The 23692-nt window shown below is 72.5% G+C and carries 19 protein-coding genes; 15 read left to right on the top strand and 4 right to left on the bottom strand.

What is annotated here, in order from left to right:
* The first annotated feature begins 9 nt into the window (after positions 1 to 9).
* Positions 10 to 1158, top strand: a complete 1149-nt coding sequence (locus tag ACEPPI_RS09090) for an acyl-protein synthase (protein WP_373914723.1) — start codon at positions 10 to 12, stop codon at positions 1156 to 1158.
* Positions 1155 to 3755, top strand: coding sequence for an acyl-CoA reductase (locus ACEPPI_RS09085; protein WP_373914712.1), 2601 nt, complete (start codon positions 1155 to 1157; stop codon positions 3753 to 3755). Before ACEPPI_RS09090 ends, ACEPPI_RS09085 begins: the two co-directional genes overlap by 4 nt.
* Here the strand turns inward: ACEPPI_RS09085 and ACEPPI_RS09080 are convergent.
* A complete protein-coding gene (locus ACEPPI_RS09080) occupies positions 3643 to 4794 on the bottom strand; it encodes an FAD-dependent oxidoreductase (protein WP_373914711.1) in 1152 nt (383 codons plus the stop codon). The genes ACEPPI_RS09085 and ACEPPI_RS09080 overlap by 113 nt on opposite strands.
* A gap of 150 nt (positions 4795 to 4944) precedes the next feature.
* On the opposite strand from ACEPPI_RS09080, the gene ACEPPI_RS09075 reads away from it, so the two are divergent.
* Entirely contained in the window at positions 4945 to 5550 is a 606-nt protein-coding gene (locus ACEPPI_RS09075; RefSeq protein ID WP_373914710.1) for a TetR/AcrR family transcriptional regulator, read from the top strand.
* Between the two features lie 87 nt (positions 5551 to 5637).
* Here the strand turns inward: ACEPPI_RS09075 and ACEPPI_RS09070 are convergent, their stop codons facing one another.
* Entirely contained in the window at positions 5638 to 5982 is a 345-nt protein-coding gene (locus ACEPPI_RS09070; protein WP_373914709.1) for a CU044_2847 family protein, read from the bottom strand.
* 620 nt (positions 5983 to 6602) lie between these two features.
* Between ACEPPI_RS09070 and ACEPPI_RS09065 the strand changes: the two genes are divergently transcribed.
* On the top strand, positions 6603 to 6839 hold the full coding sequence (locus ACEPPI_RS09065; protein WP_373914708.1) for a three-helix bundle dimerization domain-containing protein: 237 nt from the start codon (positions 6603 to 6605) through the stop codon (positions 6837 to 6839).
* A 150-nt stretch (positions 6840 to 6989) separates the two neighbouring features.
* On the opposite strand, the gene ACEPPI_RS09060 is transcribed toward ACEPPI_RS09065, so the two are convergent.
* Positions 6990 to 8630 carry an ABC-F family ATP-binding cassette domain-containing protein gene (locus ACEPPI_RS09060; protein WP_373914707.1) on the bottom strand — a complete coding sequence of 547 codons (1641 nt, stop codon included), beginning with the start codon at positions 8628 to 8630 and terminating at the stop codon, positions 6990 to 6992.
* A gap of 334 nt (positions 8631 to 8964) precedes the next feature.
* On the opposite strand from ACEPPI_RS09060, the gene ACEPPI_RS09055 reads away from it, so the two are divergent.
* From ACEPPI_RS09055 to ACEPPI_RS09010, 10 genes are all read left to right on the top strand, one after another.
* On the top strand, positions 8965 to 10218 hold the full coding sequence (locus ACEPPI_RS09055) for a hydroxymethylcytosylglucuronate/cytosylglucuronate synthase (protein ID WP_373914706.1): 1254 nt from the start codon (positions 8965 to 8967) through the stop codon (positions 10216 to 10218).
* 115 nt (positions 10219 to 10333) lie between these two features.
* Positions 10334 to 11323, top strand: coding sequence for a cytosylglucuronate decarboxylase (gene blsE / locus ACEPPI_RS09050; protein WP_373914705.1), 990 nt, complete (start codon positions 10334 to 10336; stop codon positions 11321 to 11323).
* Positions 11311 to 12252: a CGA synthase-related protein gene (gene blsF, locus ACEPPI_RS09045; protein ID WP_373914704.1), complete on the top strand. Its 942-nt coding sequence runs from the start codon at positions 11311 to 11313 to the stop codon at positions 12250 to 12252. Before blsE ends, blsF begins: the two co-directional genes overlap by 13 nt.
* Before the next feature lie 126 nt (positions 12253 to 12378).
* A complete protein-coding gene (gene blsG / locus ACEPPI_RS09040; RefSeq protein WP_373914703.1) occupies positions 12379 to 13545 on the top strand; it encodes an arginine 2,3-aminomutase in 1167 nt (388 codons plus the stop codon).
* Positions 13542 to 14723 (top strand): DegT/DnrJ/EryC1/StrS family aminotransferase, encoded by a 1182-nt coding sequence (locus ACEPPI_RS09035; protein ID WP_373914702.1) that lies wholly within the window; start codon positions 13542 to 13544, stop codon positions 14721 to 14723. Before blsG ends, ACEPPI_RS09035 begins: the two co-directional genes overlap by 4 nt.
* Positions 14720 to 15961 carry an ATP-dependent carboxylate-amine ligase gene (locus tag ACEPPI_RS09030; protein WP_373914701.1) on the top strand — a complete coding sequence of 414 codons (1242 nt, stop codon included), beginning with the start codon at positions 14720 to 14722 and terminating at the stop codon, positions 15959 to 15961. The genes ACEPPI_RS09035 and ACEPPI_RS09030 overlap by 4 nt, the downstream gene beginning before the upstream one ends.
* A 98-nt stretch (positions 15962 to 16059) precedes the next feature.
* The gene (locus ACEPPI_RS09025; protein ID WP_373914700.1) at positions 16060 to 17289 is read left to right on the top strand and encodes an MFS transporter; all 1230 of its coding nucleotides are present in this window, start codon (positions 16060 to 16062) and stop codon (positions 17287 to 17289) included.
* A gap of 172 nt (positions 17290 to 17461) precedes the next feature.
* Positions 17462 to 19345 (top strand): hypothetical protein, encoded by a 1884-nt coding sequence (locus ACEPPI_RS09020; protein ID WP_373914699.1) that lies wholly within the window; start codon positions 17462 to 17464, stop codon positions 19343 to 19345.
* Positions 19346 to 19393: 48 nt separating this feature from the next.
* Complete coding sequence (locus ACEPPI_RS09015; protein ID WP_373914698.1) at positions 19394 to 20044, top strand: class I SAM-dependent methyltransferase; 651 nt, start codon at positions 19394 to 19396, stop codon at positions 20042 to 20044.
* A 100-nt stretch (positions 20045 to 20144) separates the two neighbouring features.
* Complete coding sequence (locus ACEPPI_RS09010) at positions 20145 to 20699, top strand: nucleoside 2-deoxyribosyltransferase (protein ID WP_373914697.1); 555 nt, start codon at positions 20145 to 20147, stop codon at positions 20697 to 20699.
* 71 nt (positions 20700 to 20770) lie between these two features.
* Here the strand turns inward: ACEPPI_RS09010 and ACEPPI_RS09005 are convergent, their stop codons facing one another.
* Complete coding sequence (locus ACEPPI_RS09005) at positions 20771 to 21037, bottom strand: hypothetical protein (protein ID WP_373914696.1); 267 nt, start codon at positions 21035 to 21037, stop codon at positions 20771 to 20773.
* A gap of 268 nt (positions 21038 to 21305) precedes the next feature.
* Between ACEPPI_RS09005 and ACEPPI_RS09000 the strand changes: the two genes are divergently transcribed.
* Entirely contained in the window at positions 21306 to 23660 is a 2355-nt protein-coding gene (locus ACEPPI_RS09000) for a phosphoketolase (RefSeq protein WP_373914695.1), read from the top strand.
* Positions 23661 to 23692: the final 32 nt, after the last annotated feature.

The raw sequence follows: 23692 nt of genomic DNA, 5'->3' as shown, positions 1-23692 counted from the left end.
CCCCCGGCCGTGAACCCCCATCTCGCCCCCGTCGCCGTCCCCGACGCCGCCGCCCTCGCCCGGGTCCAGCAGCTCTGCGACCTGACCGCGCCCTACGCCTCCGGCCCCGCAGAGGAGGAGCTGTTCGCCGCCGCCATGGCGGAGATCAACACCTGGCACCGGGACCGGTCGCCGTTCTTCCGCGGCCTCCACGACGGGGAGCGCCCGGACACCCCGTACGGGGCACCCCTCGTGCACGCGAACTTCTTCAAGCGGCACGAGGTCCTGTCCATCCCGCGGGACGAGGTCCACCTGCACCTGACCTCCTCCGGCACCACCGGACAGAAGTCGCAGATGTTCTTCGACGAGTGGACCATCCGCTCGGCCCAGCGCATGGTCGCCCGCATCTTCGACCACAACGGCTGGATCGACCCCACGCAGGACGTCAACTACCTGCTCTACAGCTACGAGCCCGCGCGCGACCTCAACCTGGGCACCTCGTTCACCGACAACTACCTGTGCGACTTCGCCCCGGCCCGGCAGGTCGAGTACGCGCTGCGCACCACCGGCAACGGGCACGAGTTCGACCCCTTCGGATGCGTCGCCGCACTGCGCCGCTTCGCCGAGGAGGACGCCCCCGTGCGCATCCTCGGCTTCCCCGCGTTCCTCTGGTTCACCCTGGAGCGGATGCGCGCCATGGGGCTGGCGCCGCTGCAACTGCCGGAAGGCTCCCTGGTCATCCTCGGCGGAGGCTGGAAGGGCCACACCGACCGGCAGATCGGCAAGCACGAGCTGTACGCCCGCGTCACCGAGCAGCTGGGCATCCCGTCCGAGCGGATCCGCGACACCTTCGGCTCCGTCGAGCACTGCATCCCGTACATCGAGTGCGCGCGGCACAACCTCCACGCGCCGGTCTGGTCCCGCGTGTTCATCCGCTCCACCCGCACGCTCGAACCGCTCCCGTACGGCGAGCGGGGCTACCTGCATCTGGTGTCCCCGTACATCACCTCCGTACCGGCACAGAGCGTCGTCATGGGCGACCTCGCCTCGCTCCACCCGGGCGAGGAGTGCGGCTGCGAGCTGTCCACCCCGTGGTTCACGATCCACGGCCGCGCCGGTGTCAGCCGCAATCGCAGCTGTGCCGTGGCCGCCGCCGAACTGATGAAGGGAATGTCATGACCGACACCACCACCCACCACTACTGGCAGGGCGCCTTCATCGGCGACGACGAGGCCGCCGACCGCCTGGCCGCGTTGCCCGCCGCCGTGGAGGCCGCACTCGCCGAACCCCTCGACACCGAGACGGTCCTGGCCGCCTGCGACGCCCTCGCCGAAGCCCTGCGCGACCCCGGCCACCCCCTCCGGGAGCGGCTGGCCCCGCACCTGCCCGCGGTCGGCGGGGCGGACGGCCCGGCGGCGGAGGAGCTCTTCGCCGAGCTCGCCGCCTTCCTCGGCCGCGGCTCCCTCACCCGCAAGCTCCACCGCGAGCTGGGAGGCACCGCCCCGCAGCGGCTGACCCGCCCCGACGCGAAGGAGACGGTCTACGAGGCCTGGGCGCCCGTCGGCCTGGTCGCCCACATAGCCCCCGGCAACGCCGCCACCGTCGCCCCGCTCAGCCTGATCGAGGGCCTCCTCGCCGGCAACGTCAACGTCCTCAAGACCAGCGGCGCCGACACCCTCCTCGCGCAGCACCTCCTCGCCGAACTCGCCGCGCAGGACCCGACCGGGGCCCTCGCGGAGCGCATCATCGTGCTGCGCTTCCCCTCCTCCCGCCAGGACTGGCTGCGCCTGATGTGCGCCCCCGCCGACGCCATCGCCGTCTGGGGCGGCGAGGCCGCCGTCGAGGGCGTCGCCGCCCACGTCCCGGCCGGCTGCCGTCTGGTGGAGTGGGGACACAAGATCTCCTTCGCCTACCTCACGCGGGACGGCTGGGCGGACGAGGAGACCCTGACCGCCCTGGCCCGGGACATCTGCCTCTTCGAGCAGCAGGCCTGCTCCAGCCCCCAGGTGGTCTACCTCGACACCGAGGACGCCGGGGAACTCCACGCATGTGCCGAGCGGCTCGCCGCCGCGCTCGCCGCCCGGCCGGCGCCCGCCGGGACGGAGCTCGACCCGGCCGAGTACGCCGAGCTGACCACCACCGAGCACCTCGCCCGCCTGGAGGAACACCTCGGCTTCACCCGCGTCCTGGCCGCCCCCGACGGCACCTGGCGCGTCATCGCCGACACGCGCCCGGCCCTCACCGCCTCCCCGCTGCACCGCACCGTCTGGGTCAAGCCGCTGCCCCGCAAGAACCTCATCGCGACGCTGCGCCCGATGCGCCGCTACCTCCAGACCGCGGGCATCGCGGGCAGCCGCACCGACACCGCCGAGCTGTCCGCCCTGGTCCTGGCGGCCGGCGCCACCCGCGTCACGCCCGTGGGCGCCATGACGGCCGGCTACTCCGGCGAACCCCACGACGGCGTGTACGCCCTCCAGCGCTACAGCCGCCGCGTCGCCGTCCAGGCCGACCGGCGTTTCGCCGCCACCGCCTGCCTCGACGACCTCGCCCGCCCGGTCGCCTTCCCGGCGCCGGCGGGACCGCTGCTCGACAAGGCCGCCGTCCAGGACCTCAACCGCGGCGTCGACCGGGGCGATGCCGAGCTGTACTTCCGCAGCGGAGGCAGCACCGGTACGCCCGCCCTGTCGCTCTTCACGTACGAGGACTACGACACGCAGATGCACGCCGCCGCCCGAGGCCTCCTCGCCGCCGGCTACGACCCGGCGCGCGACCGCACCGCCAACCTCTTCTACTGCGGCGGCATGTACGGCGGGTTCATCAGCTTCTTCTCCATTCTGGAACGCCTCGGCGGTGTCCAGATGCCGATGGCCGCCGGGCCCGACCACCGGGCGACCGCGGAGATGATCATCGCGTACGAGGTGGACACCCTCTTCGGCATGCCGTCCTACCTCTGGCAGCTCCTGCACGAGGCGTCGGACCTCCTGCGCCCCTACGGCGGCATCCGCAAGATCTACTACGGCGGCGAACACTTCACCGAGGAGCAGCGCCGCACCCTCACCGAGACCTACGGCATCGAGGTCATCCGCTCCATCACCTACGGCAGCACCGACCTCGGCCCGCTCGGCTACCAGTGCACGCACAGCACGGGCAGCGTCCACCACCTCCACGCCGACCTGCACACCCTGGAGATCGTCGAGACCGACGCCGACCGCCCGGTGGCGCCCGGGGAGACCGGCCGGCTCGTCTTCACCACCCGCGCCCGCCGCGGCCAGCACCTCGACCGCTACGTCATCGGCGACCTCGGACGCGCCCTGCCGGGCCGCTGCCCCTGCGGCAGCCACGCCCCGCGCTTCGAACTGCTCGGCCGGCTGGGCGAGGTGATGCGGGTGGCGACGTACTTCCTCAACCACCGCCGCTTCGTGGCCATCGCGCAGGAGCGGCTGCACTACAGCGGCGAGATCCAGACGTTCCTGACCAGCGGGCCCGTCCGCGAGGTCCTCACCCTCCGCATGGAGCGCACCGACAGCCTGGACCCGGTCGCGGCGCGCGACGCCTTCCTGGCGGCCTACCCAGAAGTGCGCTCGGCCGTGGCGGAGCAACTGCTGGACTTCACGGTCGAGCCGGTGCACGGCGCCGCGCTGGACCGCACCCCGACGCGTGGTGTCAGTGGTGTCGCGTCATGTGGGCGAGGGCCTGGGCGGCGCTGTCGGGTGCGAACGCGCCGGCGATTCCCTCGGCGGCGCCTTCGGCCGCCTCCGCGGAGCGCGGCAGCATGAGGCGTTCGTAGGCACGGACGGCCTCGTCGACGGTGTTGCCGTCGACGAGGGCGCGGGCGAGGTCGGCGCCGTCGAGCATGGCGAGGTTGGCGCCCATACCGGAGAACGGCGACATGAGGTGGGCGGCGTCTCCCAGGAGGGTGAGGCCGGAGGCCTGCTGCCAGGTGTGGGGTACGGGCAGGGCGTACAGGGGCCGGTTGGTGTAGCCGGTGTCGGTGTCGGTGATGAAGCCCAGCAGGTCGGGGCTCCAGCCGGTGAACCGCTTGAGGAGCGCTTCGCGGACGGCGCCGTCGTCTGCCGGGTCGAGGCCTGCGTGCCGGTGCCAGTGCTCGTCGGTGCGCATGCCGATGTAGACGCGGATGTGCTGGTGGCTGTTGCGCTGGGTGATGAAGGCCTGGTTGCCGTCGAGGGCCATCATGGTGCCGTCGCCGGTGAGTGCGCCGAGGGCGGGGTGGCGGGCGTTCGCGTGGTCGAGGCCGGTTTCGACGAAGGTGACGCCGGTGTAGACGGGTGTCGCGTCGGAGAGCAGCGGGCGGACTTTCGACCAGGCGCCGTCCGCGCCGACCACGAGGTCCGCCTCGGTGGTGGTGCCGTCGGCGAAGTGCAGGCGGTGGACGCCTCCGGTGAGAGGTTCGACGCGCGTGAGCCTGTGACTCCAGCGCACGGTGCCGGGCTCCAGTGAGTTCAGCAGGAGGTCGCGCAGCTGTCCCCGGTCGATTTCCGGGTTTCCGTCCTCGGCGTCGGCCTCCGGCGGGACCGCGTCGAACAGGACGCGTCCGTCGCGCCCGAGCAGGCGCATCTGCCGGCCTTCGGGGCGGGCCAGAGCGTGGAATCCGTCCAGCAGTCCGGCTTGCCGCAGGGCGTTCTGGCCGGAGCCGGGGTGCATGTCGAGGGTGCCGCCCTGGCCGCGGGCCGAACCGGAGGGGTCGCAGTCATGGACCGTGGCGGCGATGCCGTGCCGCTGGAGGATCCGGGCGCAGGTCAGGCCACCGGGACCGGCGCCGATGATCGCGATTCGGGGTGGGGTGGCGGCATGCATGGCGATGCTCCGTTCAGGGGTGTGCTCGACGGGAAGACGGGCCGCGGACGGGCGGCGCCGTGCGGTCGGCCATTCCAGAAGAGCACGCCTCCCCCAAAAGTGCAACAACCCAATTTTCATAGCTGTGCAACCAGAAGGTAGGATGCGGGCATGAGCGAGACGACCGCGGATCAAGAACCGGTGGGGCGCCGCGAACGCAAGAAGGCCGCCACCCGACGGGCCCTTGCCGATGCCGCCCTGCGCCTCTTCCTCGAACACGGCTACGACCAGGTCGGCATCCGGGACATCGCCGATGCCGTGGACGTGTCCACCACCACCCTGTTCAAGTACTTCCCGGTGAAAGAGGCGCTCGTTTTCGACGAGGACGCCGAGCAGGAAGCCCGGCTGCTGGCCGCCGTGCACGAGAGACCCCGTGGCCAGTCCGTCGTGGCGGCCCTGCGCGAGCACGCCCTGAGCTGCCGGGTCGGCCGCCGGGATGCCGACCCCGCCTTCGCGGCCTTCGTCTCGCTCGTGGAGGACACCCCCGCCCTGCGCGAGTACGCCCAGCGCATGTGGCTCCGTCACGAAACCGCACTCGCACACGCGATCGCCGAGGCGAGCGGAGTCCCCGCCGATGATCCGGACTGCGCCGCACTCGCCCACTTCGCGCTGGAGGCACCCCGCAGCGCCCCCGGCCACGCCGACCGCCGCGAGACGGTCACCCGCGCCTTCGACCTCCTCGAACGCGGCTGGAACACCATCGGCCCCAGAGCCTGAGCACGCTCCCGCAGGCGACGCGGCCCGGCGCCGCCTTCAGCCGCCGGGGCACACCACCTTCACGGGCGTCCCGGGACGTCCACGGGGTCAGGCCGGGGGCTTCGGGTCCGGGTCCGGGCCGACGGGCCGTTCCTTCCACGCCATCGTCACGCGCAGGTGGCAGTCGGTGCTGCTCTTGGTGATCACGGCCCCGGCCTCGAAGGCCAGGTCGACGCCGAACTCGACCGTGATCGCGTCGGGGCCGGCCCTGCGCAGCTGGTCGAGTATGGCGCCCGCCGCGTCCGTCACCGACCCCAGAGCGGATTGCAGGCTGCCGGGGAGTTCGCGGATGGCGTCGCCGAGGCGGCCCGCCTTCACCGGCCCGGCCGCCGCCGGAGCCTCCACCAGCAGGAAGCCGCCGTCCGCCAAGGGAATCCGAGCCAGCTGGGTCACGGTTCCTCCTCTGCCCGCGGCCTCGGCCCGCCACCGGGCCCCATCCCCGGTCGCGAGGACGCACCTGCGCCTGCACCTCTGGATGCGATCGTCACCGCACACGGTGGCCCTCGCATCCGGGGTGGGCCGGACGCGTGACGCCGCGGCCCGCCTCTCCCGGCCTGACGAGGCGTGACGCGTTGCACCGGCCGAGAGGCGGCACGGGCCCGGGCAGAGCCGTGCTCTTGCGGGGCGGGGTCGGTTCCTGATCTCGACGCGGTCGATGGAGACCGGGTCCACCGGCTTGTCGAAAGCGAGGTCCGGGTGGGGCTCGTCGCCGTGCTGACGGACGAGGTGGAGGACCGCCTCCGCACTCATCCCGGTGCTGCCGGGCGGTGGTGGGCAGTTCGAGGCAATCGCTCTCCGTGCGGAGCCGGTCCGGTCCCGGGCGACCGGGCCGCCATGGCGGTGAAGGCGGCCGGCTGTTTCGAGAACGCGTTGTGAACCGGTCGGTCGCAGAGATCGGGGTCCGCCAGGATCAGCGCCGAACGCATCTGGCTGAAGATCTCCTTCCGATTGCATCGCCGCCTCATCAAGGTGGCAGTCAGCCTGAATCCGCATGACGACAGAATCCAGGAGACATGGCGCAGCAATTCCATGACGAGGACGGCACCCTCCGGCACCTTGTCGCCCGCCTCGCAGCCGCATATCCCGATATCGACGCAATCCTCGTCGAAGCCACGGTCGAGGACGCCGGCAGGGACTTGAGCGGTGCCAGGCTCAAGACGTTCCTTCCCATCCTCACCGAGCGGAAAGCCAGGCACGCCCTCGACCGGTACCGCGCCAACCGGGCCCAGGGGACGCAGGAAGACACGTGACGCGAAGCGTTGGCCCCGACTCGGGGTGCGGGACGAGGCGTCGTACCACAGCCACGGAGCCGCCGGCCATCTGCCGGAGCGTCGAGTGCGGACGCCCCAGGGGGTTCCCGGCCGGGCCGCCGTGCGCGATGCCGCCGTCCGCGTCCCGGGTCAGCCGCGGACGCGGCTGACCCGGCCCTCGTCCCAGACCGGTGCGTCCGTCTCCACCACCCTGCCGTCCTCCCGGAAGATCAGGAAACGGCTGAACACCCGGGCGAACCAGCGGTCGTGGGTGACCGCCACGACCGTTCCGGTGAAGTCGGTCAGGGCCTGCTCCAGGGCCTCCGCCGAGATCAGGTCGAGATTGTCGGTCGGTTCGTCCAGCAACAACAGGGTCGCCCCGGCGAGTTCCAGCAGCAGGACCTGGAACCGTGCCTGCTGACCGCCCGAGAGGGTCTCGAAGTTCTGGCGTCCGGCGCCTGCCAGGCCGTAGCGGCTCAGGGCCGACATGGCGCCCTGGAGGTCCAGCCCGGGGCGGTCGCCCTCCCCGGCGCCGAGGATGTCGGCCGGGGTGCGGCCGGCCCACTCCGGGTGCCGGTGCGTCTGGGCGAACAGTCCGGGCCGGACGCGTGCGCCCAGCCGGCAGGCACCGGTGTGGCCCACGGTCGGGGCGGTCTCCGCGGAGACCTCGTCCAGCAGGCGCAGGAAGTGGCTCTTGCCGGATCCGTTCGAGCCGAGCACGCAGACCCGGTCGCCGAAGAACACCTCCAGGTCGAACGGCTTCATCAGGCCGCTGAGTTCGAGGTTCTGGCACGTGATCGCGCGGATGCCGGTCCGGGCGCCGCGCAGATCCGGTGCGACCCGTTGCCGGCGCGGCGGCGCGGGCGGCGGTCCGGCCTCCTCGAACTTCCTCAGTCGCGTCTGGGCCGCGTGGTACCGCGAGGCCATCTCGTCGCTGATGGAGGACTGCTGACGCAGGGTCCGGACCAGCTGCTTGAGCTGCTCGTGCTTCTCGCTCCAGCGCTGACGCAGTTCCGCCGCACGCTGCCAGCGGGCCTCGCGGGCCTCGCCCCAGCCGGCGAATCCTCCGCCGTGGGTCCAGGCCGTTCCTCCCTCCAGGGTCACGACCTGGCCTGCCGTGCGGCTCAGCACCTCGCGGTCGTGGGTGATCAGCAGCACCCCCTTCCGGGTCTGGGTGAGCTGTTCCTCCAGCCAGCGCTTTCCCGGAACGTCGAGATAGTTGTCCGGTTCGTCCAGCAGCAGCAGTTCGGCCGGGCCCCGGAGCAGGGCCTCCAGGACGAGGCGCTTCTGCTCGCCGCCGGACAGCGTCGTCACCTCCCGGAACTGCGCGGCCTGGAAGGGGACACCGAGCGCGGCGACCGTCACCGTGTCCCAGAGCACCTCGTGGTCGTACCCGCCGGCCTCGCCCCAGTCCACCAGCGCCTGGGCGTAACGGACCTGGGTGGTCTCGTCATCGGCCTCCATCATGGCGAGTTCGGCCGCGTCGAGGGCGGCGGCCGCCGTCCGCAGCGGCACGGGAGCGACGGTGAGCAGGAGGTCCCGGACGGTGCGGTCGTCGCGCAGGCTGCCGATGAACTGGGGCATGACCGCGACGGCGCCCTGGCTCCGGAACGATCCCTGCTGCGCCGGGACGTCGCCCGCGAGGGTGCGCAGGAGCGTGGTCTTGCCCGCGCCGTTGTCACCGATGAGCGCGACGGTCTGGCCTGCCGGCACCCGGAACGAGACATCGCTGAACAGCTCGCGTCCATCGGGGAGAACGTGTCCGAGGGAGACGGCTTCGAGGTAGCCCATGGGGGCAGATGCTAGCGGCCGGACACGCTCGGGGCGATTCGTTTTCCGGCGGCCCGGCTGATGGATTTTCGGCCTTGTGGCGCATTCTCAATTACCGCCCATCGGCAAATGATTATGCGACTGATCTGGCTATTCACTCGCCGGTTTCGGGGCTGCACCGATTTCTTGCATCATGCACCCGGATACGGAATGGTTGTGCCCGACAGGGACTTCGGGGAGGGATCACCTGACCCCACTGTGGGCTGCTGTGCCTGCGTGTATGCGGGTGCGTGCGCGGCGCCCGTCCCTCTTTTCCCAACGTGCCACTCCTCCATTGAAATGCGAGAGTCAGCCGATGCCGCCCATCCCCGCCCTGCACTCCGCGGCTCCCTCCACCCACCCGGATCCCGTCACCGTCGCACTCGTCGGGGCGGAATTCGGATGGGGAAGCTCGGGAAAACTGAGCGCGGTGCTCTCCGCATTGCGAGACCGGTCGACGCCTCCTCTGCGGTTCGTCGGAATGGCGTCGGGACTGGGCCGGCCCCTGCTCGCCGAGCACGCGGTGGACGGCTGGTACGACCTGCCGGGCGACGCCGGTCCGTCGGCCGCCGCGGTCGAGGAGTTCGTACGGTCACAGGGGGTGCGGGCCGCCGTGGTCGTCCTGGACGGCGCGGCCGCGGCCGCGCTGCTGGCCGTCGGCGTGCCCACGGTTTTCCTCGACAGCCTTCCCTTCCTCTGGTCCGAGGGTGACCGGGCCTCGCTGCCGCTGGACGCGACGGTGTACTGCGCCCAGAAGAGCGTCGAGCTGCCGCCCGAGTGCCTGGCCGTCCTGGCCGACGCCCGGGAGCTGCACTGGGTCGAGGCGGTCATCGCCCGACCCGGCGCCTCCGGGCCTGAGCGCGGCGCCCGGCCACGCGCCGGACGCCCGTACCGCAGGGCACTGATCAGCCTGGGCGGTCTGCGGGCGCCGGGTCTGGTGGATCCGGGGCACTATCCGCGCCTGGTCGTCCCGGCCGCCCTCGAAGCCCTCGCCGCCCACGGGATCGAGGAGGTGCACATCGCCGGCAACCTGCCCGGCGACCTCGCGGGTCGCCTCGTCGACTCCTCCGTCGCCCCGCCTCGAACGACCGCCGGCCCACTGGGGCACGGCGCGTTCCTGGAACGGCTGGACGCCTGCGACGTCCTGCTCACCTCCCCCGGTCTGACCACCCTGCTGGAGGCGGGCGGACTGAAGGTCCCCACCATCTGCCTGCCGCCGCAGAACCTCAGCCAGATCTTCAACGGCCGGTACCACAGCCAGGCGCTCGGGGCCCGGGTGCGGGTGCCGTGGCCCAAGGACGTGCTCGTCGAGGACGAGGCGCTGGCGCTCCGTTCGCAGGGCGAGGACCACGCTCTCGAACGCATCTACGGCGCGATCGGGGCGGCGGCGCAGGGCGACGACCGAAAAGCGATCGGCCACGCCCTGCGCGACGGCGTCCTCGACGCACTGCGCCGGTCCGCCGGAGTCGACGAGTGGGGCGCCCTCACCACCGCGGTCGGCACCGGCGGCGCGGCCCAGGTGGCCGACGCGCTGCTCGCGGTCCTGGCCGCGGCGGATACCCACCCCTGATCCGGCCGAACCTCACGTACCGGTCCGCCCGGTAACCGCCCGGCGCCGTTCCACCCGCCCCGTTCCACCCATCCGTCCCACCCGTCCCGTGAGTGGCCTGGAAGGTCTGCACCCCGTGCGTACACGCGATCGCTACCTCTTCATCAGGATCCTCGAAGCCTGCAACGCCGACTGCTTCATGTGCGAGTTCGCCCTTTCCCGCGACACGTTCCGCTTCTCCCCGGAGGACTTCGAGGACCTGCTGCCCAAGGCCCGGGATGCCGGCGTGGGCTACATCCGCTTCACCGGAGGCGAACCGCTGATGCATCCGGACGTGGTGGAGCTGGTGCGCTCGGGCACGGCCGGAGGGATGAGGATGTCGCTCATCACCAACGGCTCGCTGCTGCCCCGGATGGCCGCCCCCCTGGCCGAGGCCGGCCTGGCCCAGGTGATCGTCAGCCTGGACGGCTCCTCGGGCGCCACCCACGACGTCTACCGGCGCTCTCCCGGCATGTTCGACAGCGGGCTGCAGGGCCTGCGGGCCGCCTCCGCGCTCGGCGTCCTGCCCAGGGTCAACACCGTGGTCGGGCCGCACAACTACACCGAGATGCCGCGGCTGCAGGAGGTCCTCACCCGGGCGGGGGTGCGCCAGTGGGAGCTGTCCGCGCTCAAGCTCGACCGCACCATCACCTACCCCGACGCCGATCACGTCCGCGGCGTGTGCGATCCGATCTACGACGCCGACCCGGCCGCGCTGCTGGTCCCGATGGGCAAGCGCTTCTACGGCGACACCCCGCAGGAGCAGGAGCGGTACTTCTCCCGGTCCGTCACCCCGCGCGCCGCCGAACCGCTGTGCCACGTCGCCGACGACGTCATCTACGTCGACGGCAAGTACGGGCGGACGTACGCGTGCAGCTGCATCCCCCACCGGGAGGGCCACGACGGGCCCGGTGGTGCGCCTCTGCGGGAGCAGGGGGTGATCCGGCTGGACACCCCGGCGTTCCGGGCCCACGCCGACTACTTCCGTGAGCGCGGGCCCGAGGTGTGCGGCGGGTGCTCCACCACCGCCGCCGGATACAGCGACGACGTGGCCCGGCTCGGGGCGGTGGGAGCATGGCACTACTGACCGCGGCGGAGGATCCCCCGGCTTCGCCGGGCACCCGCACCGCGCACGGCCCGCGGGTGCTGCTGAGCGCCCGCGAGGACCGGCTCGACTCGACCCTCGCCCTGCGCCGGGTGGCCGCCCACCTCGGCGGCCTGCGCCGGACCGGCTGGTCCGAGCTCGAACCACCACCGGTCGCGGCGCTGGTCTGCGACGACACGGCCGCCACCGAACGGCTCCTGGACCTGGGCGTACCGGTGGTCCACCTGGAATCGGGCCCCGGCGGACCGCACGCCGCCGGCGCTCCGCCGGGGCGCGCGCTCGGACGGGTCCACCGGCCGGGGTGGCTGCCGTCGTGCGGGCCGCCGGACCGGGAGGTACGGCCCACCGGGGTCCTCGCTCCTCGGCGCACCGGTCGGAGCCGCAAGCGTTCGGGCACACTGCTGCTGCTGTCGCTGTGGTGCGTACCCGACGCCGACGCGGGCGCCTTCGCGTCCGGAGCGCTGCGGGACCTGGCCGCCGCCGCGCTGCGCCGCACCGGGAGCTGCACCGTGGTGGCCGACACCGGGTTGGAGCTCCTGCGGTCCGCCCTCTGCGAGCAGCCTGCCGTACGGGTGCTGCGGGCCGCCGAGGTCGACCCGGACGCGCTCCACGCCGACGCCGCCGTGTTCCTGGCCTCGCCGGTGCTGGGGGCGCTCGCGCTCGCCCAGGCACGGCGGGCCCCGCTGGCCCTGCTGCCACCGCTCGGGTCCGCCCAGCGGAACCTGGCCGACCGGATCGCCGAGGTCCTGCCGCTGCCCTCGGCGGACGATCCCGCCGATCCGGCCCTGTGGGGGCCGTCCGCGGCCGCCGGGGCAGGCCCGTGGCACCTGCTCGACCCGGCCCTGGACGACCTGCGCGGCGCGCAGCGTGTCGCCCGCACCCTGCGCCAGCTCGCACTCGCCCCGCTGTGAGCCCGCCGACAGCCCACCCGTCCGCCCGTCCGCCCTTCTCGACGTACTGCCCCGTCAGCCCGCCGACCCGGCCGCACCGGTCGCGGGCCACCCCGTCCACGTCCTCCGCGTCGTGCTGGAGCCGCCATGTCCGACACCCTTCACGAACCCGCCGCTGCCACCCGCCCCGAACTGATCCGCCCCAGGGTCCCGGAGACCGACTGGGACGACTGGCGCTGGCACATGCGCCGACGCATCACGAACGTCGGGAAGGCCCGGCAGTGGATCAACCTCAGTGCCGACGAGGAGGAGGCCATCGCAGGGGTGGCGGGCAAGTACCGCTGGAGCGTCACCCCGTACTACGCCTCGCTGATGGACCCGGACGACCCCGGCTGCCCGGTACGGCAGCAGGCGGTGCCGGCGCTCGGCGAGCTGATGGAGTTCCCCGGGGCCGAGGTCGACCCGGTCGGGGACACCTACTACCGCAAGACCAACCGGGTGGTGCACAAGTACCCGGACCGGGTGATCATGCTGATCACCGAGGCCTGCCCGGTCTACTGCCGCCACTGCACGCGCAAGTTCCACACCACCGACGTCGACGGCACCTACTTCCGTGACGACGAGGGCGGCTCCTTCGACGAGGACCTGCGCTACATCGCCGACCACCCCGAGATCCGGGACGTCCTGCTGACCGGCGGCGACCCGCTCTCCTACCAGGACGGCAAGCTGGAGGAGATCATCGCCGGACTCCGGGCGATCCCCAGCGTGGAGATCATCCGGATCGGCAGCAGGTTCCCCGTGCTGTTGCCGCAGCGGATCACCGAAGACCTCTGCTCGATGCTCTCCCGCTACCACCCGGTCTGGCTGAACACCCACTTCAACCACCCCAAGGAGATCACCCCGGAGGCCGCGGCGGCGGTGGACCGCCTGCTGCGGCACGGGATCCCGGTCGGGAACCAGACCGTGCTGCTGCGCGGGATCAACGACGACGTCGCCACCATGCGCACCCTGATGACCGAGCTGCTGCGGATCCGGGTCCGGCCCTACTACCTCTACCACTGCGACAACGTCACCGGGGTCTCGCACTTCATGACCTCCGTGGAGAAGGGCTGGGAGATCATGGCCGGCCTGCAGGGCCACATCACCGGGTTCGGCGTCCCCCAGTACGTCCTGACCACCAGGATCGGCAAGATCCCGGTCGCGCAGCCCTCCTTCACCCCCACCCCCGAAGGCCTGCTGCTCCGCAACTACCGAGGCCAGGAGATGGTCGTCGGCGGTGACGCGCAGCCGATCACGGAGTCCGACACACGATGAGCACACTCGACAAGCGGCTCGGCCAGCGCTTCCTGCCCTACGGGGCGAACTACCTCGACTGGTCCGACATGTCGGAGCTACGGGAGGTGATCGAGCACCAGGTCCTGTTCCGGTACCAGACCGAGACCGAGAGCATGGCCTCCCGCCTGGAGCGGACCGTGGCCGAACGCCTGGGTGCGGGCCGCGCCCTGGCCGTGCACAACTGCACGGAGGCACTGCGGCTCGCACTGATCTCCACCCGCCCCGCGATCGGCGACCTGGTGCACATCCCGGCGGTGACGTTCGTCGCGGTGGCCGGCGCGGTGCTGTCCTGCGGCCTGATCCCGGTGCTGGTCGACGCCGACGACTCCCTTTCCATGGACCCCACGCTGCTGCCGCCGGACGCCCAGCGGGTGATCACGGCCCACATGGAGGGCACCGTGGCACCGCTGCCGGCGGACGTGCCGTACCTCATCGAGGACTGCGCCCAGTCCCTCGGCGCGCGTTTCCCCGACGGCCGGTACGTCGGGACGGCCGGCTACGCCGGGACGTTCAGCTTCCACCACAACAAGGTCCTCACCTCGGGCGAGGGCGGGCTGGTCGTCACCGGCGACGACGACGCCTGGGCGATCATGCGGCGCTACCACGACCACGGCTCGGCGCGGGTGCCGGGCCACTACCCGAACTGGAACGAGGACGCCCACTTCGGGGAGAACTTCGTCACCAGCGAGCAGGTCGCGGCCGTCCAGTGCCAGCAGTTCCGGCACCTCGACGAGCTGCTCGCCGGCCTGGAGCGGATGTACGCCATCGCCATGGCCGAGCTGCCCGACCGGCCCGGCCTGGAGGTACTCCCCCGAACCGCCGGCGACGTCAAGGTCAGCCTGCGGTTCCGGTGCGAGAGCAGGGAGCTGCGTGACGCCTCGGTGGCCGCGCTCACCGCGGCCGGCATCGCCAACTGGACGCTCGGGAAGTACCTGCTGCCCGAGCATCCGGTGCTCACCGGCCGCCGTTCGCTCTACCGGGACGGCTTCCCGTGGAACCACGCCCCCGAGGGCCCGCTCGTCCTCAGCCGCGACGGCTTCGCCCGGACCGGGGACCGGCTGGACCGCACGCTGTGCGTACCGCTCTCCCCGGAACTGCCCGAGGAGGAGCAGGTCCTCGCGGCCAAGGCCGTCCGCCAGGTACTGGAGGCGGTGTGAGCGACGCCGAGGTGTTGCTGATGGTGGACGACCGGCCGTCCTCCTTCACCCGCTACGCGGCCCGGGAGCTGGCCGGCCGACTGGTCCTGCTGCGGTTCGCCGCCACCCGCAAGGACCTGCCGGAGGACCACCTGCTCGAAACCGCGCACCTGCCCGCCTTCTGGGTGCGCGAGGGCGCGGCGGCGGCCGAGGAGGCCCGGCGGTACCGGGAGTGGGCCGCCGGACTGCCGGTGGCGCCCACCCGCTTCTGCAACCCGTCGGAGCCCCGGCAGGCCGAGGCCCAGCGGTTCGCGGCCCTCGCCGCACTGCCGCACCTGACCGAACGGCAGGTGGCCCTCGTCCGCGACAAGGCGGTCATGAAGGCCTGCTTCCGGGAACTGGGCCTGCGTACCGCGGAGTTCGCACGGGTACGGTCCCACTCCGAGGTCGAGCGGTTCGCGGACGGGCACGGCTGGCCGGTGGTGCTCAAACCGGTGGACTCGTTCGCCTGCGTGGACACCTACCGTCTGACCGGGCCGGGCGACCTCGCCGGGATCGACCTCGCGGCACGGGAGTGGATGGTGGAGGCGCACCTCGCGGGTACCGAGTGGGAGGTCTGCGCGATCGTCCTCGGCGGCGAGGTCCTCGACGCGTGGCCCAGTGCCATGCCCTGCCGCCCGCTGGACATCGTCGACGGTGCGATGAACGCCAACATCAGCATCGCCACCGGCGAGGGTCCGCCGGTCGACGTGCGCGCACTCGTCCAGCGGATCGTCACCGGGATGGGGATCGACCACGGCTACGCCCACATGGAGTTCTTCCTGATCGACGGCGAGGTGTACGCCGGTGAGATCGGCGTCCGGCTCGCGGGCTGCGAGATCCCCGCCAACCACGGCCACGCGTACGGCTTCGACGTGTTCGGCGCCACCCTGGCCGTCTACCTCGGCCGGCGGCCGGAGCTGGACTACCGCGAGCGCCGCTGTGCGGGGGACCTGCTGCTGCCGCTGCCCGGCTCCGGAACGATCCGGCGGATCACCTCGCGGGAGGAACTCCTGGAGATGCCCGGGGTGGTCGACGCCGTCCTCAAGGTCCGTGCCGGTGATCCGGTGACGGCCCGACGGGCCTCGCACAACGCCTCGGGGTACGCCCACGTCGTGGGAGCGTCGGTCGGGGAGGTGGAGAGCCGTATGCGCGAGGTCCTCTCCCGGTTCGACATCGAGGTGGAGGCGGTGCGGGAGGCCGGCGCCGTGCCCATCTGACACCCGCCCCCCCACCGCCCGGGCCGCCCGCTCGCCCCGGCAGCGGAACGGCACCCGACTCGGCCGCCCCGTGCGGCCATGGAACGGAGACCCGACACGTGACCCACGGCCTGCCCCGTCGCTTCCTCGACCTGCTCACGCGCCCTCGGGTGCGGGGGGCTGCCTGGTGGAGCGTCGTCTCCAGAGTGCCGGTCTACCTGATGTCGCTGGCCCTCGTCCTGACCGTCCGTGAGCAGGGCGGCAGTTACGCCCAGGCGGGCCTGACCGCCGCTCTGTACACGATCGGGATGGCCCTCGGCAGCCCGCTGATCGCCCGCCGTCTCGACCGCAACGGCCGCGCGGCCGTGCTGACCGCGACCGCCGTCGCCTACCCGGCGGCGCTGGCCGTCCTGGTGTGGGCGACCCGCCCGGGCGGCTGGGGGCAGCCCGTGGCGGCACTGGTCGCGGGGGTGGTGCTGCCGCCCGCGAACGCCTGCATGCGCTCGCTCTGGGCGCGGCTGCCGCTGCGGAAGGAGGAACGCGAGACGGCCTACCTCTGGGAGGCGCTGCTCACCGAGGTCCTGGTGATCGGCGCACCGCTGATGCTGGCGGCGCTGATGCTGGTCGGCTCGGCGGGCCTGGCGCTGACGGCGGTCGCGGTGGTGGGAGGCCTGGGCACGCTCGGGCTCGCGTACACGGGCCTGCCGGAGGGCACGGAAGGCGCCCCGGCGGCCGGTCCCGGAGGGGCCCGCCACCCGCTGGGCCCGCTGCGGGAGCCGGCCCTGCTGGCACTGGCCGGGGTCATGGCCGTCTCCGCGGTGCCCATCGGTCTGCTGACCCTGGCCATCCCGGCGTTCGTCGACCGGCACGGTGCTCCGGGCGGTGCGGGGGTCGTCTACGCGTGCTGGGGTGTCGGCAGCGCGCTGGGTGCCCTCTGGCTCGGCCGGTCCCAGTCCCGGGTGGCCCCCGGGGTGCGCCTGCCCCGCCTGCTGCTGGCCTACGCCCTCGGGACGGGGCTGACGCTGCTCGCGGGGTCCCAGCCGGCCCTGGCGGTGGCGCTGGCGGTGGGCAGCGTACCGATCGCGCTGGTCTCCGCCACCGAGATGACCTTGGTGAGCGGCATCGCCGACGAAGGGTCCATGGCGGAGGCGTTCACCTGGGCGTCGCTGGCCACCGTCCTCGGTGACGCCCTGGGCCAGCAGGCCGGCGGGTTGCTGATGGACCCCTTCGGGCCGCGGGTGGTGTTCGCGGCGGCGACCGGGACCGCCCTGGCCGCGGCCGCACTGGCCCTCGCCTGCCGGGGGTTGCTGGCACGACAGGCGGCGCCGGAGGCGGAGTGTGCGGCGTGACGGCCCGGCCCTGCCCGGCAGGCGAGGCCCCCCGTCGGCTCGTCGTGCACCCGTTCGCCGATCGCATCCGATCCCCGATGGCATGTGATCCCTGATCGCAGCCCTTGCCTGATCGCAGCCCTTCCCCCTTCCCCTCCGCTCCCCCGGCGCGGACAACACGAGGTGGTCCACCATGAACGCCGCCATCACCGAGCAGCGGCCCGACCGGCCGTCCGGCCCGGCCCCCCTGTTCCGTCCGGTCACCCGGCAGGAGTTCCCCGGGGCCGTACGGGAGTTCCTGGACTCCCCCCGGCTCCTGCCGGTGCCGGTCCCGACCGAGGACCGCGCGGATCTGGCGGAGAGCATCGGACTGGCCCGCCGGCTCTACGGCGGCCTGCGGCAGCCGCACCCGCTGGACGTCGGGATCCTGCTCGGCGAAGCGCGACTGCCCGAGGGGTTCGCGGAGCTGGCCCGCCCGCTCGCCCGGACGTGGGTGGCCGAGGAGGAGCTGGCCGACGTCGCGGGGTTCCGGGCCCGGCACAGCGGCTCGCTGCTGATCGTCGGCCGGTACGACCGGCTCACCCTCTCACCCGTCCGGGCCCTGCTGATGGCGACCTACCGCGGCCCGCGGCACGGACTGACGCTGCTCAGCGGCCGGGACGATGCCTCGGTTGTCTGGAACGTGGCCAAGCAGTACGCGGAGCCGGCCCTCGACGTCGACGCGCTCGGCCTCTTCACGGACACCGACCGGCCTCCCCGGCTGCCCGGCGTCCAGGTCTTCGACGACCGCGATTTCGAGCGTTCGGACATCCAGGCGCAGATCCTGGGCACCCGGTGGAGGCGAGTGGCCTTCCAGGGACACGGCAAGGACGACAGCGTCAACCTCGGCGAGTTCACCATCTGCGGCCGCAGCGTCCCGGCACCGGCCACGCCCGGGCTGCTCGGCCCGCGCTGCGCCTACGGCCTGCCCTGCTACAAGCCGGAGGACAAGCTGGTCCCCCTCAACCGGGTGGAGGCCGTGGAGCTGGTGCTCAGCGCGTGCAACAGCGGCCCGCTCGCGGACCTCGCGCTGTACGACCCGAAGTACCAGCTGCTGCTGAACGCGCTCGACGGCCCGGCCCGCACCGTGGTCTCGGCGGTGTCGGTGCACGACTCCGACCGGCCGGAGAACGTCGCCTGGATGCACGGAGCCCTCATCGGCGCGGACTCGGTCGACACGCTCAACGCCAGCCTGGCGGGCTCGCACCCCTACCCGGCGTTCATGCGCTTCGGAATGCCCGGGGCGCCGGAGGACACACCGGCGCCCCCCGCTCCGGCGAACCACCGCCCCGACCCGCTCATGCTCACCGTGGGCGGCAGGCTCACCGCCTACCTCGCCTCGGACCTGCTGCCGCACAACCACCCGCTGCGGCCCCGGCTGACCAAGCTGGCCCGCAAGGTCGACCTGTGGGTGGCGAGGCCCACCCATCTCGCCGACCAGTCGCCCGAGCAGATCGACGCCTCGCTCACCGCCGACCTCCAGTCGCTCGACCATGCGATCACCGAGCAGGTCGCGGCCGACCCCGAGACCGAGCTGATGAACTACCCGGCGCACTTCGGAGACCGCAGCAGCCTGGACCCCGAGGTCCGGGAGGTCACCTGCCACTGCGGCCGCCCCGCGCAGGAGTTCACCCGACGGGGCCTGCTCCCGCACGTCCTGGACACCACCTGCGCCGTCTGCATGCGGTGCGGCGACGTGACGTTCCGGATCCCGGACGCGCCCACGCTGCTCGCCCACGCCGCGGACGAAGTCGGGCAGGGCGGGGTGCTGGAGGTACGGGCCACGGTCACCGCGGCCCGGACCGGACCGGTCCGGCTGGGCCTCTTCGTCCCGGGCTACCTGCGCGAGGACACCACCCTCGAACCGGCCACCACCAGGCTCCGGCTCACCGGCGGGCGCGCCGAGGACGTCGCCTTCCGTGTGCGCTTCGCCCCCGGCACCGCCCCGCAGGCCTACTACTTCACGGTGTTCGCCGTGCAGGACCTGGCCGTCTCCACGGCCCGACGCCACTTCGGGGTCGTGCCCCGGACCACCTGACCGACCCCCGGTACCCGACCCGCCCACACCCCCGCAGGGAGAAGGAACATGGACAGCCAGAGCCTCACGGAGCGGGGCACCACGCCCCAGGACGAGCCCGCGATCGAACTGATCGAGCAGAACGGCGAGGTGACCCTCAGCATCGGCGGCGAACAGGCCATGCAGGCGTGGGAGCGGGACCTGATGTGGGCCGGCGCCGACATGCTGTGCGAATACGGCAAGGACTTCTACGAAGTCGGTCTGGGCCTCGGCCTGTCCGCGCTGCGCATCGCCGGGAACCCGGCGACCCGCAGCCACACGGTGCTGGAACTCTTCGACGAGGTCGAGGACCTGTTCAGGGCCCGGCACCCCCACGTACCCGACAACCTCACGGTCGAGCGGGGCGACTTCTTCGAGCGGATCTTCGAGCTGCAGTCGGAGAGCATCGACGGGATGTTCTTCGACCCGGCCCTCGACATGGAGGTCTGGACGGACGCCGCGCTGTGGGCCAGGACCATGCCGGAGGTCGTCCGGGTGCTGCGCCCGGGCGGCGTCTTCATCCCCTTCTTCAGCACCAAGCCGGAACTGCGCTGGCAGTACCTCCCGCACTTCCGCCGGATCCGGGTCGAGCGGCACCCCTTCGTCGCGTACGACACCACCGCGTACACACACGGCGGCACCACCGGCGACGCCTTCATCCAGTGCTTCCTCAAGGACTGACCCGGCCCGCTCCTCGCCCTCGGCCGCGCCCGGCCGCCCGGCCGCGCGCCGGCAGGCCCGCACCCGACACCGCGCACCAGCGCCACTCCGGAGGTACCCCATGGCCATCACACGGCCCGTCGATTCCCCTGACTCCCCCGACTCCCCCGGGTCCCCGGGCTCCCGCCCCGACCTGGGCGTTCGCTCGGTCTTCCTCGCCGGCCCGTTCATCCAGCTCCTGGACCCCGGGACCGGCGAGATGCCGGCTGAGGCGCGAGCCCCGTTCGACGTCCTGATCAAGCACTTCGAGGCGCAGGGGCTCGCCGTGCACAACGCCCACCGCCGCGAGGCGTGGGGGGCGGAACTGATGCGGCCGGAGCAGTGCACCAAGCTCGACCAGGACGAGATCCGCAAGGCCGACGTCTTCGTGGCCCTGCCGGGCCACCCCGCCTCCCCGGGCACCCACATCGAGATCGGCTGGGCCAGCGCCTTCGGCAAGCCGATCGTGCTGCTGCTGGAACGCGACAGGGAGTACACCTTCCTGGTCCAGGGCCTGCACACGGTCGCAGCGGTGGAGTACGTGGTCCACACGGACATCGCCACCTGTCTGCCCGCCGTCGACCGGGCGGTGGACCTGGCCGTCCTGCGGCAGCGGGAGGGCAACGGCGGCCGGTGACCGGGGCCGGGACCGGGCTCCGGCCGTCTCCGGAGCCCGGTCCCGGACCGGAAACGGTTCACCGGCGCTCGTCACCGTCGGCCGTCCCGGTCCCGCGGAGAAGCCCGGCCGCCCGCGGCCGTACGGGCGGCCGGCAGGCGGAACTCCGGGAAGGGCAGGATCCACCCGGTTTCGGCTTCCTCGACCCGCAGCAGGGCTTCGGCCAGCTGCCGCGCCCGTTCCCCCGGCCCGAGCGGTCCGGCCGCGCCGGCCGGCCGCGCCGGCTCGGTCATGCGCCGGGCGGCGTGCCCTTGACGGACCTTGCCGTCCTCACGCGTCCCGAGCGCCGCCTTCGGCACGTGGTCAAAGCCCGTCCTCTGAGTGGTGGCCTTCTTCCTCCTGCTTCCCGTCCCGGCCGGGGCGCGTGTTTCGAGCGGGGATTCGGCGGCGGGGCGGGACACTGGCGCCGTCGGCCGTGGGCATCGTCCTCGTCGCGGCGCTGCCGCAAAGGTCCGATGGTCCCTCGCGAAGGCCCACTCTCCCCTTTCGGCCGACTGCCGTCAGGGGCACCGTGAGGGTGTCGGCCCAGTCGACGAACTTCTCGGTCCGCCGCACGAAGGAGCGGAGATGACGCAGTACCCGATCACCGAGCTCGACGCCCACTGGCGCGCCGCCAACTACCTGGCCGCCGGGCAGATCTATCTCATGGACAACCCGCTGCTGACCGAACCGCTGAGGCCCGAACACATCAAGCCACGGCTGCTCGGCCACTGGGGTACCTCCCCCGGCCTCAACCTCGTGTACACCCACCTCAACCGGGTGATCAAGGAGCGGGGCCAGGAGGCCCTGTGCGTCTGGGGCCCGGGGCACGGCGGACCCGCCGTCCTGGCGAACTCCTGGCTGGAGGGCACGTACGCCGAGACGTACCCGGACATCAGCCGGGACGGCGAGGGGATGCGGAAGCTGTTCCGGCAGTTCTCCTTCCCCGGCGGGGTCCCCAGCCACGTCGCACCCGAGACCCCGGGCTCGATCCACGAGGGTGGCGAGCTCGGGTACTCGCTCGCGCACGCCTACGGCGCGGCCCTCGACAACCCCGGCCTGCTCGTCGCGTGCGTCATCGGTGACGGCGAGGCCGAGACGGGGCCGCTCGCGGCCTCGTGGCACTCGAACAAGTTCCTCGACCCGGTGCGCGACGGCTCGGTCCTGCCGATCCTCCACCTCAACGGCTACAAGATCGCCAACCCCACCGTCCTGTCCCGCATCCCCGAGGACGAACTGGACGGGCTGCTGAGGGGCTACGGCCACGAGCCGCTCTACGTCACGGGCAGCGATCCCCACAGCGTGCATCGGGCCATGGCCAGGGCATCGGACCGGGCCATGGACCTCATCTCCGAGATCCGCAGCGCGGCCCGGACCGGCGGGGGCGACTTCAGCCGCCGCCCGTGGCCCGTGATCGTCCTGCGGACCCCCAAGGGCTGGACCGGCCCGGCCGCGGTGGACGGCGACCCCGTCGAGGGAACGTGGCGGGCCCACCAGGTCCCGCTGGCCTCCGTACGGGAGAACCCCGAGCACCTGCGGATGCTGGAAGAGTGGCTGCGCTCGTACCGGCCCCGGGAACTCTTCGACTCCGAGGGCCGTCCCACGGAGCGGGTCCTGGCCTGTGTGCCGCCCGGCGACCTGCGGCTCGGCGCGACGCCGCACGCCAACGGCGGGCGGCTGCTGCGTCCGCTCCCGCTGCCGGAGCCCGATGTCCACGCGGTCGCGGTGGACAAGCCCGGCCGCTCGGTCCACGAGCCCACCCGGGTGCTGGGTTCCCTGCTGGCCGAGGTGATGAGGGAGACCGAGGACCGGCGTGACTTCCGCGTCGTCGGCCCGGACGAGACCGCTTCCAACCGGCTCGACGACCTCTTCGACGTCACGGGCAAGGCCTGGCAGGAGGCGACCGAGCCCACCGACGCGCACCTGGCACGCGGCGGCCGGGTGATGGAGATCCTCTCCGAGCACACCTGCCAGGGCTGGCTGGAAGGGTACCTGCTGACCGGCCGGCACGGGCTCTTCTCCACCTACGAGGCCTTCGCGCACATCGTCGACTCGATGGTCGCCCAGCACGTGAAGTGGCTGCGGACGGCGCGCGAGCTTCCGTGGCGGGCGCCGATCGCGTCCCTCAACTACCTGCTGACCTCGCACGTCTGGCGCCAGGACCACAACGGCTTCTCCCACCAGGACCCGGGCTTCGTCGACCACGTCCTCAACAAGAGTCCGGAGGTCGTGCGCGCCTACTTCCCGCCCGACGCGAACACCCTCCTCGCGGTCGCCGACCACGTCCTGCGCAGCCGGGACCAGGTCAACGTGATCGTCGCGGGCAAGCAGCCGTCCTTCGACTGGCTGCCGATGGACCAGGCCCGGACCCACTGCGCCCGCGGCGCCGGCATCTGGGACTGGGCGGGGACGGACGACGGCACGCGCGAGCCCGACGTGGTGCTGGCCTGCGCGGGGGACGTCCCGACCCAGGAGGTGCTCGCCGCGGCGGCGCTGCTCCGCGAGCACCTGCCGTCCCTGGCCGTCCGGGTCGTCAACGTCGTCGACATCACGCGCCTGATGCCCCGGGAGGAACACCCCCACGGGATGACGGACGTCGAGTACGACTCCCTGTTCACCGCGGACACACCGGTGATCTTCGCCTACCACGGCTATCCGTGGCTGATCCACCGGCTCGCCTACCGCCGGGCCGGCCACCCCCACCTGCACGTTCGCGGCTACAAGGAGTCGGGCACCACCACCACGCCCTTCGACATGGTGGTGCGCAACGACCTCGACCGCTACCGGCTCGTCATGGACGTCCTCGACCGCGTTCCCGGTCTGGCGGAACGCTCCGCAGCCCTGCGCCAGACCATGGCCGACCAGCGGATCCGCCACCACGACTGGATCCGTGCCCACGGTAGTGATCTCCCGGAGGTCGTTGACTGGTCCTGGCCGTACTGACGGCCCTGCGCGAGAACGTCCGGGCGCCGGCC

The organism is Streptomyces sp. AB3(2024), from assembly GCF_041862025.1.
GTDB lineage: Bacteria > Actinomycetota > Actinomycetes > Streptomycetales > Streptomycetaceae > Streptomyces.
This window is presented reverse-complemented; position numbering and strand designations above follow the sequence as displayed.